The sequence below is a fragment of the Paenibacillus sp. FSL P2-0121 genome (assembly GCF_037975345.1).
Taxonomy (GTDB): domain Bacteria; phylum Bacillota; class Bacilli; order Paenibacillales; family Paenibacillaceae; genus Paenibacillus_AQ; species Paenibacillus_AQ odorifer.
In genome coordinates, this window is the sequence record NZ_CP150245.1 from 5,376,524 (window position 1) to 5,388,226 (window position 11,703).

The window sequence follows — 11,703 nt, forward strand, 5'->3', positions numbered from 1 at the left end:
TACCTTCTAAATTTGCGTTTGAAAATCTTTTAAGATCTTTTTCGATCCCCCTAAATCCCCCTTAGCCAAGGGGGACCCCAAGGGCCCCGGCCCTCTGGACACCCGGAAATGGGCGTAACTGCAACGTTAGGCTGGATTAGAGGGACTATGGTGCATGAGCGCTTTTGTGCCCTGTTGGGGACACACTACACTGTCACTTATTAACACGGTTCGCATTAAGCTCACCATAGATAAAGATTACTGAGATGCAGCTTACGGTCAGGGTTCAAGTTACGATGTGCAAAGAATCGCTGGCGGCTTTTGCCGTGGCGCTTACCTCGTAATGTTACTCTAAAAACACATAGTTTGCACCAGTTTAGCCTAACTTGGTAGAACTAGAACACTTTTAATTGTACTTTGTACAACTAATTTTAGGTTGAGTTTATGTTTTTGGTGTTTAGTTGTATTTTGTGCAATTAAATCCTGTCTTAAGAGCCAAATATGGGCTTTATCATAAATTTAATTGTACTATCTGCAACTAAATTCATTTTTGTCGCGAAAGAGTAGCAATTTAACTGTACATTGTGCAATTAAAGTAGCAACCTTCGTCTAACTATGCCTGATTTGCCCTTAAACAGGCACAGGCATTAAATCAAAACCTCATTTTATTCTGGAGCTTGTCCTTGCTTCAGATCTACGGGACCAAAAGCGCCTGGAAGCAATTCTCCCACCGTAGTCTCAACGATATCACCCTTCATGTTCCCAAGAATAACCTTCATATCCGGCGAACACAACTCAATCATTACTTGCCGGCACACACCGCAAGGTGAAACGGGGCCGTCAGAGTCAGCTACTACGGCAATTGCTTTAAAAGAACCAACAGCGTGACCGTCCGCAATCGCACGGAATAGTGCTGTCCGTTCCGCACAGTTGGTTGGCCCAAAAGCAGCATTTTCCACATTACAGCCGTGGTGAATATGACCATCCTGATCAAGAAGGGCAGCTCCCACTCCGAATCGGGAATATGGAATGTAAGCTTTTGCTCGTGCTTTAATCGCCTCTTGCATAAGAAGAGTAGAATCCATATTTTGACCTCCTAAAGTTTTGTGAGTATTGACTTCATTGATTTTTCTTCGCACAAAACTTACTTCGTAAACATCTAATTAGTTTCGTTTATCGTTATTTTCTTGCGTGCACTAAATTTTATCAGTGTACTTCATGAGATATATTCGGGTACATAACTCACTTCAAATTTTTCAGTAACGAAAGAGGCGGAATCGCAAAACGCGGGTCCGCCTCTCCCCTGAATTGATTTTGTATCCTGATTATGACATAAGTCCGCTAATCCAGTCCATCACAGGGTGATAAAAAACATAGATCCCGACTAAGACAGCAAACACCGCCGTGAGAAGCACAGCTCCTGCGGCGGTATCTTTTGCTCTCTTAGCCAGTGGATGAATCTCTGGCGAGATCAGATCAACCGTCGCTTCAATCGCCGTATTGAGCAGTTCGGCAGTTAGGACAAGCGTGATCGAGAACAGCAGCAACATCCAACTGGCCAGCGGAAGTCTGAACACGGCAGCGGCTACTAGCACAACCACCGCTAAACAGCAATGCACCTTCATGTTAAGCTCGGATTTGAATGCCGACACTAAGCCTTGCGATGCAAACCGAAAAGAGTGCCAGAACTTCTTGTGCCCTACCGCCGTGTTCTTCACCATTAGCGCGTCAACCCAACCTGAGATAGTACTTGTTCTTGCTTGGACATCATCTCTGCTTCTGAGGCTTCATCCTGATGATCATATCCTAACAAATGCAGAAATCCGTGAACGAAAAGAAAACCAAGCTCTCGTTCCAGTGAATGGCCATATTCCAGCGCCTGCTCCTGCGCACGAGTTACGGAAATGATTATATCCCCAAGTACGTCTGGAACATCTTCCAGCGCCTCGCCTTCCTCTACCTCGTATATAATGTCCAGCTCGTCCTCTCCGCTTTCATTCATAGCAAAAGAAAGCACGTCCGTCGGACGGTCAATGCCCCGATATTCCAAATTCAACTCATGTATACGAACGTTATCGACAAAAGTAAGAGCTACCTCGCCCCGATCGATCCCTTCCGCTTCACCTGCTTTTTGCAAAATACTCTCCAGCAGCGTAATGAGATCGTCCTTTATCTCGTATTCTTCCTGCTCGTTATCCCAAACGATCTCCAAACTCATGGGTTAGGTGCCCCTTCCTCTTTTTTCGGCTTACGCACATCTTCTGGGTATTCGATCCGTGAATGGAAAATTCCCATAACCGTCTCCTTCAGAGTCCGTGCAATAATATCCAATTCTTTAATCGTCAAATCACATTCGTCAAACTGATGATCATCCAGTCGACTTTTAATAATCTTCTCAATCATCGTTTCCACCTGCAGAACAGTTGGCTTACGCAATGATCTCACTGCAGCCTCGACACTGTCGGCAATTCCCACAACGGCTGCTTCCTTCGACTGGGCTTTCGGTCCAGGATAACGGAAATCTTCCTCGGTAAAATCAGCCTCGACACCTTTTTCTTCCGCCAGCTTCAGTGCCTTATGGTAAAAATAATGCAGGAACGTTGTTCCATGATGCTGCTCCGCAATGTCACGGATTGGCTTTGGCAGCTTATATTCTCGTTGCATTTCCACCCCGTCACGGGCGTGGGCAACGATGATAGATTTACTAAGCTTCGGTTCAATAGAGTCATGTGGATTTTCCATATTATTCTGATTCTCGATAAAATAAAACGGACGTTTTGTTTTGCCAATATCATGATAATACGATCCAACCCGGCACAATAGCCCATCTGCTCCAATCGCTTCCGCGGCAGCTTCTGACAGGTTACCTACCATTACACTATGGTGATAGGTTCCCGGCGTTTCGGTAAGCAGTTTGCGCAGCAGCGGGTGGTTTGGATTAGACAATTCTACCAGCTTCAATGCCGATAGAATACCAAAGGTTGCCTCGAAAAAAGGCATTAGCCCAATCACAAGTACAGCCGTCAATAGTCCCCCTGCAAAAGCAAAACCAACCGAATACAAGGTACCTACCTCTTTCCATGCTCCTCCACCTAACAGTATCTGCATAAAGACTGTCAGACAGCCAAAAAGCGATACCATAATCCCGCCTTTAAGGAGCGTGGAGCGTTGACCCGCACGGTGAGTCGCAAAGATAGCCACGTACGAAACCACGATAGCAAAGAAACCAAAGTTAAAATCAAAGATTGAATTCTGCTGCACATTCAAAATAACACTCGCCAGTACACTGAATAGAATGGAGCAGAAATAGGCCAAAGGCATGTCCAGAAGCATTGCAATTAACATTGCGCCGATCGCCACCGGTGCCAGGAATCCGATATAAGATCGGACATCGGTCTGCAAAACAGCGGCCAGCCGCATAGAGATAATAGTTATAACAAATACAAGCACCAGCATCAATAGCTGAGAATTGTTGTACTTAAAGCCTGAGGTGCCGCCTGAATAACGAATGAACGCAAGCAAACCGACGGAGAGCATCGCAGAGAGAATCAATAGGCCTAACTGTGGCCAGTAATTCACCTCATTGCTTAGTAGCCCATTCTCATCCAAAAGAGTGTAGAGCTCTGGAGTAATTAGCTGCCCCTTAGCAACAAGCGTGTCCCCTTGCTCAATGAATACATCAGGTGTGTTCTCCCGGGCTTGTACCTTTGCTTCCTTGGTAGCATCCTCATCGTAGAACTTGTTACTTGTGATCACAAGACGTACAAGCTCCTGAACAACCTCACGCGCTGTACGCTGGCTTAGAGAACTAATACTGACCTGTTCCGCTACCTTGGCGCGAGCGGTCTGCGCATCCGTAATCTGATCATTCATCAGCCTAGTTACAATATCTCGGGCGACAGGCTTCATCTCGATAATGTCCTGAGAGGTCAGGCGCGGAATCTTAATGTAAGTCTCTTCCGGAATGACATAGGTCTGCTCTTTGATGACAGATTGCATTTCATCCAAGAGGTGATCTGAATATGTAGCGCTGCCCCGATTGGAAGCTACGAAATTCAAGATGAAATCGCTGGCTCTCTGCGGGATTTCATCACGATAAATCCCCGTCTTATCGCTTTGCGAGATCAGATCATCCTGATTGAGGCGATCTATCCGGTCCAGCAGCGAGGTCACTAGGTTGTCTGCCCTCATCGGGATAATTTTGTACTTGGGAGATACGCTTTCGGCCGCTTCCTCAGCTGCTTTTAACGTAGCTTTGGTGTCCTTAATTTGTTTCGGTGCCGTTATTTCCTTTGCACTGTAAGTATTCTCTTTAATATCATATTTCTTAGGTAGCAATTCTGGCGACAAGCTGAAGTAGAACACTAGTCCGAGTAACAGGAAAAGAGCATAGCGTGTCACTGCGCTATACTTCCATCCGTTGTTCGTATATACAAATCCGCTTAATTTAGATGGTTGCTTTGAAGCCATGAAGACAATCCCCTTTATTGGAGGTTTTCGGCAGAGCGGTCATAGGCAACGATAATTTTCTGCACCAGGGAATGCCGTACTACATCCTGTTCCGCGAAGTAGACAAAGCCAAGTTCTTCTATGCCGGATAAAATCGCTTTGGCCTCAATCAAACCGGATTTCTTGCCGCGGGGCAGGTCAATCTGGGTAACGTCACCTGTAATCACCATTTTGGACCCGAAGCCGAGTCGAGTCAGGAACATTTTCATTTGCTCAGGTGTTGTATTCTGCGCTTCATCCAAGATGATAAATGAATCATCCAATGTACGTCCGCGCATATAAGCCAGCGGAGCAATCTCAATCAATCCCCGTTCAAGTGCCTTAGCCACCTGGTCGGGCCCCATAACGTCGTATAATGCATCATAAAGCGGACGCAGATATGGATCTACCTTTTCTTGCAAATCCCCTGGAAGGAATCCTAGACTCTCTCCTGCTTCTACTGCGGGACGCGTAAGAACAATACGCTTAACCGAACCTTCTTTCAGTGCCGTAACTGCAAGCACCACTGCCAAGTAGGTCTTCCCCGTTCCTGCAGGACCGATTCCGAATACAATATCACGCTTCTTGATCGTTGTCACATAATGCTTCTGGCCGACCGTTTTGACACGGATAGGCTTTCCGCGAAAAGTTGTAGTAATTTCTCCTTTGAACAAATCGAGCAATTGATCAGCACGAAAATCTTTCGCCAGTTCCACAGCGTACTGCACATCACGTTCAGTAAGTATGTAACCGCTCCGAATGAGGGACAGTAGCACATTAAACAATTGCCCCAGCATGTCTACTTCCCGCTCAGCTCCACGAATCGTTAGCTCTGCTTCACGCGAATCAATAATGGCGGGAATTTCACTCTCGATGATTTTTAAGAATCCATCCTGCGGGCCAAACAGCGATTGCGCTTCTCCCGCATTTTGCAAAGATATACGAATGCTTGCAGTCTGTTCTGACAAGTAGCCTCATTCTCCTCAATTGTTTACTATTGGCAGTTCTTCGGAAATTTTTTCTTCTACTTCAAAGATCACTTTCATATAAACTTTACCATTCTCTTTCTTCTCATGCAAAACTTTTTGACTTTTGATGACGCTATCAACACCATATCGAGCTAAAATATCATTCTTCGCCCGCTCAATTCCCCTCGCAACTCCAGCTTCTGGAGTTATCGTATCCTTTGTTTCATTGATCTCCATTTCTTTCTCAGTCATCAGGCCCAGCGGCAGCTCAATAGAGCGCCAAGACAGCGGATCATGCTCTGTGAGCGTCTTTGAATTCTCAAAGGAGGATTTGCCATAACCCCACAGCTGAATAGCCCATTTCCCCAACACGAGATAGGTGCGATCCTTACGCTCCCCAGTGTAGGTGCTATTGGTTGTTTCAAGCGGAACCTCGATATTGTACTCATGCCAAACCAACCCCTTAACCTCACCCTTGGCAACCACATACTCTACATTTTCTTCGTCTCCAAGAGCACCGGAAATCAGGATATCCCCTTTTTTCACACGCGAATTACGCGCTACTACCGGTCTGCCCTGCTCCGCATATATTTCTGTTACCACCGCATCTGTTCGGCTAATTAAATGCCGTTGGCTAAGCAAAGGTTTGATATCGGGCTGTTTAGCCTCTACAACCTGAATTTTGATGCTCGTCCCCGTCCGTTGCAGCCCTATCCAAGAAACACCCGGTAAATGGGCCAGCAGCCCCTTAGAGAGCTTGTCCGGCTCCTCCAGACGCCATATCCACTGAAAAGGATACACACCCTCCTGGCGAGCGGCAGCCAATATATCCTCAGAAGCAATTTTTTCATTCCCTTCGACTCTAATACTCCATACCATCGTAGATAACATAAAAAGTGTAATTCCAAACATTAAAATACCTATGCCAAAAAATTTCCTTTTCCACAGCCGCGCCATAAGAAATGGAAGTCCGCTTCTACCGGTTACGTGCATACGACAGCCTGTCTTTTTTAAAATCGGCCGGAGGACATAAAAATCATCCAGAAGCAGCTTAAGGGAAGCGCCGCCCTCAGCGGGCCTCACATCCCAAATCATGATTCCTGCTTCAGAAATGAAATTAATAAATCGCTCCACCTGAGGTCCCGTCACATGCAGTGTAACGAACCCCCGCAGTGATGACAGAGGTGGCTCCTTCATGATCTCTCCTCGCTTTCGTTATATCTGATCTCCCCGATAACGCCTTCTACAGCCAATTCCTGGCCTAGAATATTTCGGATGACAAGTCCCTCGCCTGTGATTTCAAGCGATCCTTTAGCTAACGCGAGCTTAAGCTGACCAGAGGAAAAATGCAGCACGCCGCGATGATTCTCAATATGCAGTTCCTTATTGCCGATCAGGGTGATCCGGGGCATTTCCTGTAATAAGTCCTGTGGTAGATCCAGTACCCCGTTTGTCCATCCCCGCAGCCTGCGGCCAATACGGGTCATAAGTAGACGTTCCCCCTTCCTGCCTTCTGTACACCTTATGCGGCAACGCTTTTTTTTATGAGAAGAAGTAACAAAGGAGGAGCCTTCTAGTGTGAAAAAAGCAAAAAAAGCCCCGGCAACCTATCGTAAAGATAGGAAACCGAGGCTTTATTGTTACTATGATCCGTAAATATTATCTTCGGGTGGAATGCGGCTGACGAGAACGCGGTGGTCCCAGAATCTCTGCCCAGACTACACCATTGCGCAGGTCGTCACGACTCCCTGTTCCATGTCTCTGGTCTCCCGCAGAGGGTGAGTTTGTGTTCTTAGTCTTATTTGATCTTTTGGTATCTGCACCCGCTATCCCGTCAAAAGCAGATTGAAGGCGCCGCACCTCTTCTTGCATTCTTTGTGTGCGTAATTCAACTCCGTCATCGGCATGCTCCAAAGACATTCCTTCTCCAGTAGAATAATCTGGAGTTGGTATATGCGCGGGTTCTGGAAAGGCAGGAGAGGCATCATACTCCCGGTTATCATCTGACCTCGACTGCCGGGAAGAGGTGCTAACAGGAGCAGGAAATCCACTGCCAGACTCCGCTTGACGCCCTCCATCGATATCCGGGCGTTTTACCCGGCGGAGCGGAGAATCCTCTCCGCCCCCAAAAGTGGGCATTCCCCCGCGAGGAGCTCCTTTGGGCTTGTTTTTAGTTGCTTTATTCACATTGGATACGATCGCGAATATAATAACCGCAATAATATAGATCCAGCTCATGGAGATTCACATCCCCTTTTATTTATTATTGTTAGGACGGTTATTGTCGTCCTGATCATTCATTTTGCCGAGAGAGCCCCGCATTTGGGTATCTGCCTCGATGTTTTTGATATTCATATAATCCATCACGCCGATTTGGCCATTTCTGAGCGCCTCAGCCATTGCCATAGGCACCTGAGATTCAGCTTCCACAACAAGTGCCTTCATCTCTACTACGCGCGCCTTCATCTCTTGCTCGTGAGCGACAGCCATCGCTCTGCGTTCTTCCGCTTTGGCTTGTGCAATGCGTTTATCTGCTTCTGCTTGCTCGGTTTGTAGATAAGCACCGATGTTCTTGCCTACATCGATATCCGCAATATCAATGGAGAGGATCTCAAAAGCAGTACCTGAGTCAAGCCCTTTGGACAATACCGTCCGCGAAATCAAATCCGGGTTCTCAAGGACATCTTTATGGGAATCACTCGAACCTACTGTCGTTACAATCCCTTCACCAACACGGGCAATAATCGTTTCTTCACCCGCACCACCCACGAGGCGGTCGATATTGGCACGAACAGTTACGCGCGCTTTTACCTTAACTTCAATCCCGTTCTTAGCAACAGCCGCAACAACCGGTGTCTCAATTACACGAGGGTTAACGCTCATTTGCACAGCCTGCAGCACATCACGTCCTGCAAGATCAATGGCTGCTGCGCGAGTAAATTCCAAAGGAATATCTGCACGTTGTGCTGCAATAAGCGCATTAACAACACGGTCTACGTTACCACCTGCGAGATAGTGACTCTCCAGTTGATTAATGTTCAGTCCAAGACCTGCCTTAGTCGCTTTAATCATTGGGTTAACGATACGACTTGGGGTTACACGACGCAGTCTCATCGCCACCAGCGTAATAATACTGATTCTAACGCCCGATGCTAATGCTGAAATCCAGAGCATAACCGGGAAGAAACTTAAAAACACGCTCAATACAATAATCACCACTACCGCGATGAACAGAATAGGAATCAAAGATGCTTCACCCATACTATATAACCTCCGTAAATTTGTTGTAGAACTATTATTGGTTCCAGTGTTTACCTTATTCCTTGATTTCTTTCACAACAATCCGTCCGCCCTCTACTTTAATAACAGAGACCGGTGCATTAGCACTAATAAAACTACCTTCTGTAACAACATCCACACGTTCGCCGCCTATCATAGCTGTTCCTGAGGGACGAAGTGGAGTAATACTGGTTCCTGTAGCGCCTAATAAGCTAAGCTTCTCTTCTACAGGCACAAATCCCTGATCTTTAGTAAGGCTTTCCTTCAAAATAAATCTGTTCCATATCCCTCGTTCTTTAAAAATGACCGCAACAATTACTACAACTATAGTCGCAGCTACGAAAGAGATACCTAGACTGAGCAGTGCATGCTTATAGCTGTAAGCAGCTCGTACAACACCCGCTACAAGGCTGACAGAGCCTAGGAGCCCCAATATTCCGAAGCTAGGCACAAAGAGCTCCAGCACAAGCATGACAAGCCCAATGATAAACAAGAGCCAAGTTTCCGCTCCGGCGAATCCTGCAACATAGTTGCCGAAGAAATATAACACAAAAGCCAACGTCCCGATAATTCCTGGCGCACCAAAGCCTGGAACAATCAGTTCAATGACAACGCCTGTAATCCCAATGAACAGCAGAATCGTCATAATAATCGGATTGGTCAGAAATTGCGACATTTTTTCCGCACCGGTATGCTCTACGCGAAAGATGTCGTCTGTAGTATATCCAAGCCACTGAATTGCTTCTTCAGGGGTATCTGTAATTTGATCAGCGTAACCAGCTTTTAAAGCTTCTTCACTAGACAAGGCAATGATTTCTCCCTGTGTCTTAGTCACTCCAAGCTCTGGCTTATCCACGACCAAATTACTATCCACCATTCCAGCAGCAATGTCTGGATCACGATCATTCAGAGCAGCAGCGCCGATCATTTTAGATCTCCAGTAGGATATCATTTTGGCATCATCGACTTTTTGACCATTCATGTCTACCAAGGAAGCGGAGCCGATCATACTGCCCGGCTTCATGATTATTGCACCTGCATTAAGTGCTATGTAACTGCCTGCAGAAGCGGCATCACCTTTAATATAGGCAGCTGTTGGTATTTCACTCTCTCTTACCATCGTCCCAATCTCTTCTGCCGATTTCACCAGCCCTCCAGGTGTATCGACCTCTAGTAGAATAAGGACTGCTCCATAATTAGCGGCTTCTTCAAATCCTCTTTCCAAAAAGCTTTGCAAACCCCGTTCAATCTTTTGATCTACCGGAATAATAAACACGGGACCTTTTTTCAGCTCACTGTTCGTAACCCCCGGTGTTTTCGGGGCTGCCCCGTCAGCGCTTACATTCGTTGCAAAGGGTGTCAGGAGGAGTAACAGCAGGACCACAGGAATGCTAGCTAACAGTATTTTCCGTAATCTTCTCAATGATTTTACCTCCCTTCTTTAGCTTGACCCAGAAACTCATAACCCTTAATACGCTGAAATTGGATTTACGTTTCATAACATAGAAAAGCACCCCTTTTGCAAGGGGTGCTAGTGCTATATTATTGCAGAAATTGCAGAACCGCCTGGTTCACGAGTTTACCATCAGCGCGACCTTTGACCTTAGGCATCAGTGCGCTCATGACCTTCCCCATTTCGCTCTTCGAAGAAGCACCGGTTTCCTGGATGGTCTGCTGTACAATTACTTTAATTTCTTCTTCGGAAAGTTGCTCGGGAAGATATTTAATAATAATCTCGATTTCTGCTTTTGTACTCGCGGCAAGCTCGTCGCGACCCGCTGATTCAAATTCTTGGAGGGCATCTTTGCGCTGTTTGATTTCACGACTAAGGATATCAAGCACTTCGTTGTCGTCCAATGTTCTCTTCAGATCTATTTCAAGATACTTTATTGTAGAACGAACCATTCGAATCGTGGAGAGCGTGAACTTGTCCTTACTCTTCATCGCTTGCTTCATATCTTCGTTCAATCTCTCGCTAAGATTCATGCGTGGGTAATCCTCCTAAAACTTTCTCTTACGAGCAGCCTCAGACTTCAGCTTTTTCTTAACGCTCGGCTTTTCGTAATGTTTGCGTTTCTTCACCTCAGCCAAGACACCATCTTTTGCGATGGAACGTTTAAAGCGACGAAGTGCAGCATCAATTGTCTCGTTTTTGCGAACTTTCGTTTCAGACACAGGTTTCCCCTCCCTCCGACCATACCGTCCAAGAGCATAACACGGTTTATCAAACTCCATTATAGGTCAAACGGAAATAACGTGTCAACCTTCGTGCTATTCTTTTTTCTGGCAAGTTCTTCAACATTAAATGATTATGCTATGCGTGCGAAGCTGAGTTTCCAGTGAGCGCACCCAGCTTGGCTCCACCCAGCAGGTGATAATGAAGATGAGGCACAGCTTGTCCACTATCAGGTCCGCAATTATTGATTAAACGATAACCAGACTCAGCAATTCCAAGGTCTTTGGCGATCTGTTGGGCTACACTGTGGATTTCAGCAATTAGCGGAAGATCCTCAGGTGTAACATCATTCATTGAAGCAATGAACTTCTTGGGAATGATCAACACATGTACCGGTGCAGCCGGCTCGATGTCGTAAAATGCAAGAATACGTTCATTCTCAAATACTTTTTTGGAAGGAATAGTACCCTCAATAATTTTGCTAAACACGGTCTCCATAGAATGCTTGCCTCCTAAAAATTGGTGAAATTCCACTTCATCATAAGATAATCATACAGGATAATCATCAAATACGAAAGCAGCAAGCAAACTCAGCATAATCTGCCCTAAACTGTATCTGTTACAGAATGAACCATTAAATAAATATATCAACACCGTTAGGCCTAAAAAAGACAAAAAAAAGAGAAACACCCTTCACAGCTTATAAAGCTGATTCGGCGGCGGACGTATGAAAAGGAGTTCATTCCCTGCCATACGTCCGCCGAGGTGTTTCTAAAGTAATGTCGGCTTAGCTGTATTATAACAGCGCGTTGA

Annotated in this window: 13 protein-coding genes; all 13 read right to left on the reverse strand. The window is 46.0% G+C overall.

The annotated features are described in order from the left end of the window. Positions 1 to 644: 644 nt before the first annotated feature. The 13 genes from MKY54_RS23805 to MKY54_RS23865 all read right to left on the reverse strand — a co-directional run bounded on the left by MKY54_RS23805 (position 645) and on the right by MKY54_RS23865 (position 11,388). Positions 645 to 1,064, reverse strand: a complete 420-nt coding sequence (locus MKY54_RS23805) for a cytidine deaminase (protein WP_076129005.1) — start codon at positions 1,062 to 1,064, stop codon at positions 645 to 647. Between the two features lie 240 nt (positions 1,065 to 1,304). Beyond that, positions 1,305 to 1,700, reverse strand: a complete 396-nt coding sequence (locus tag MKY54_RS23810; RefSeq protein ID WP_076185260.1) for a diacylglycerol kinase family protein — start codon at positions 1,698 to 1,700, stop codon at positions 1,305 to 1,307. Further along, positions 1,700 to 2,197: an rRNA maturation RNase YbeY gene (gene ybeY / locus MKY54_RS23815; protein WP_076218334.1), complete on the reverse strand. Its 498-nt coding sequence runs from the start codon at positions 2,195 to 2,197 to the stop codon at positions 1,700 to 1,702. Before ybeY ends, MKY54_RS23810 begins: the two co-directional genes overlap by 1 nt. Next, positions 2,194 to 4,449 carry an HDIG domain-containing metalloprotein gene (locus tag MKY54_RS23820; RefSeq protein ID WP_036683831.1) on the reverse strand — a complete coding sequence of 752 codons (2,256 nt, stop codon included), beginning with the start codon at positions 4,447 to 4,449 and terminating at the stop codon, positions 2,194 to 2,196. The genes ybeY and MKY54_RS23820 overlap by 4 nt, the downstream gene beginning before the upstream one ends. 14 nt (positions 4,450 to 4,463) lie before the next feature. Next, entirely contained in the window at positions 4,464 to 5,435 is a 972-nt protein-coding gene (locus MKY54_RS23825) for a PhoH family protein (RefSeq protein ID WP_036683834.1), read from the reverse strand. Between the two features lie 15 nt (positions 5,436 to 5,450). After that, the gene (yqfD, locus tag MKY54_RS23830; RefSeq protein WP_076128997.1) at positions 5,451 to 6,632 is read right to left on the reverse strand and encodes a sporulation protein YqfD; all 1,182 of its coding nucleotides are present in this window, start codon (positions 6,630 to 6,632) and stop codon (positions 5,451 to 5,453) included. Further along, positions 6,629 to 6,922: a sporulation protein YqfC gene (yqfC, locus tag MKY54_RS23835; RefSeq protein WP_036683844.1), complete on the reverse strand. Its 294-nt coding sequence runs from the start codon at positions 6,920 to 6,922 to the stop codon at positions 6,629 to 6,631. Before yqfC ends, yqfD begins: the two co-directional genes overlap by 4 nt. A gap of 172 nt (positions 6,923 to 7,094) precedes the next feature. Continuing rightward, on the reverse strand, positions 7,095 to 7,673 hold the full coding sequence (locus MKY54_RS23840; protein WP_339188153.1) for a hypothetical protein: 579 nt from the start codon (positions 7,671 to 7,673) through the stop codon (positions 7,095 to 7,097). An 18-nt stretch (positions 7,674 to 7,691) separates the two neighbouring features. Next, a complete protein-coding gene (gene floA / locus MKY54_RS23845) occupies positions 7,692 to 8,696 on the reverse strand; it encodes a flotillin-like protein FloA (RefSeq protein WP_036683849.1) in 1,005 nt (334 codons plus the stop codon). Positions 8,697 to 8,751: 55 nt separating this feature from the next. Continuing rightward, positions 8,752 to 10,137: an NfeD family protein gene (locus tag MKY54_RS23850; RefSeq protein WP_248549505.1), complete on the reverse strand. Its 1,386-nt coding sequence runs from the start codon at positions 10,135 to 10,137 to the stop codon at positions 8,752 to 8,754. Positions 10,138 to 10,256: 119 nt separating this feature from the next. Further along, positions 10,257 to 10,700, reverse strand: coding sequence for a GatB/YqeY domain-containing protein (locus MKY54_RS23855; protein ID WP_036683862.1), 444 nt, complete (start codon positions 10,698 to 10,700; stop codon positions 10,257 to 10,259). A 15-nt stretch (positions 10,701 to 10,715) separates the two neighbouring features. After that, positions 10,716 to 10,889, reverse strand: coding sequence for a 30S ribosomal protein S21 (gene rpsU, locus MKY54_RS23860; RefSeq protein ID WP_036657994.1), 174 nt, complete (start codon positions 10,887 to 10,889; stop codon positions 10,716 to 10,718). 139 nt (positions 10,890 to 11,028) lie between these two features. Beyond that, positions 11,029 to 11,388: a histidine triad nucleotide-binding protein gene (locus MKY54_RS23865; protein WP_036683863.1), complete on the reverse strand. Its 360-nt coding sequence runs from the start codon at positions 11,386 to 11,388 to the stop codon at positions 11,029 to 11,031. Between the last annotated feature and the right edge of the window lie 315 nt (positions 11,389 to 11,703).

What these genes read in the sequence shown, in the direction of transcription:
- MKY54_RS23805 (WP_076129005.1), bottom strand. Translation starts at nt 1,064, where the DNA reads ATGGATTCTACTCTTCTTATGCAAGAGGCGATTAAAGCACGAGCAAAA.
- MKY54_RS23865 (WP_036683863.1), bottom strand. Translation starts at nt 11,388, where the DNA reads ATGGAGACCGTGTTTAGCAAAATTATTGAGGGTACTATTCCTTCCAAA.
- MKY54_RS23820 (WP_036683831.1), bottom strand. Translation starts at nt 4,449, where the DNA reads ATGGCTTCAAAGCAACCATCTAAATTAAGCGGATTTGTATATACGAAC.
- ybeY (WP_076218334.1), bottom strand. Translation starts at nt 2,197, where the DNA reads ATGAGTTTGGAGATCGTTTGGGATAACGAGCAGGAAGAATACGAGATA.
- MKY54_RS23855 (WP_036683862.1), bottom strand. Translation starts at nt 10,700, where the DNA reads ATGAATCTTAGCGAGAGATTGAACGAAGATATGAAGCAAGCGATGAAG.
- floA (WP_036683849.1), bottom strand. Translation starts at nt 8,696, where the DNA reads ATGGGTGAAGCATCTTTGATTCCTATTCTGTTCATCGCGGTAGTGGTG.
- MKY54_RS23840 (WP_339188153.1), bottom strand. Translation starts at nt 7,673, where the DNA reads ATGAGCTGGATCTATATTATTGCGGTTATTATATTCGCGATCGTATCC.
- yqfC (WP_036683844.1), bottom strand. Translation starts at nt 6,922, where the DNA reads ATGACCCGTATTGGCCGCAGGCTGCGGGGATGGACAAACGGGGTACTG.
- yqfD (WP_076128997.1), bottom strand. Translation starts at nt 6,632, where the DNA reads ATGAAGGAGCCACCTCTGTCATCACTGCGGGGGTTCGTTACACTGCAT.
- MKY54_RS23810 (WP_076185260.1), bottom strand. Translation starts at nt 1,700, where the DNA reads ATGGTGAAGAACACGGCGGTAGGGCACAAGAAGTTCTGGCACTCTTTT.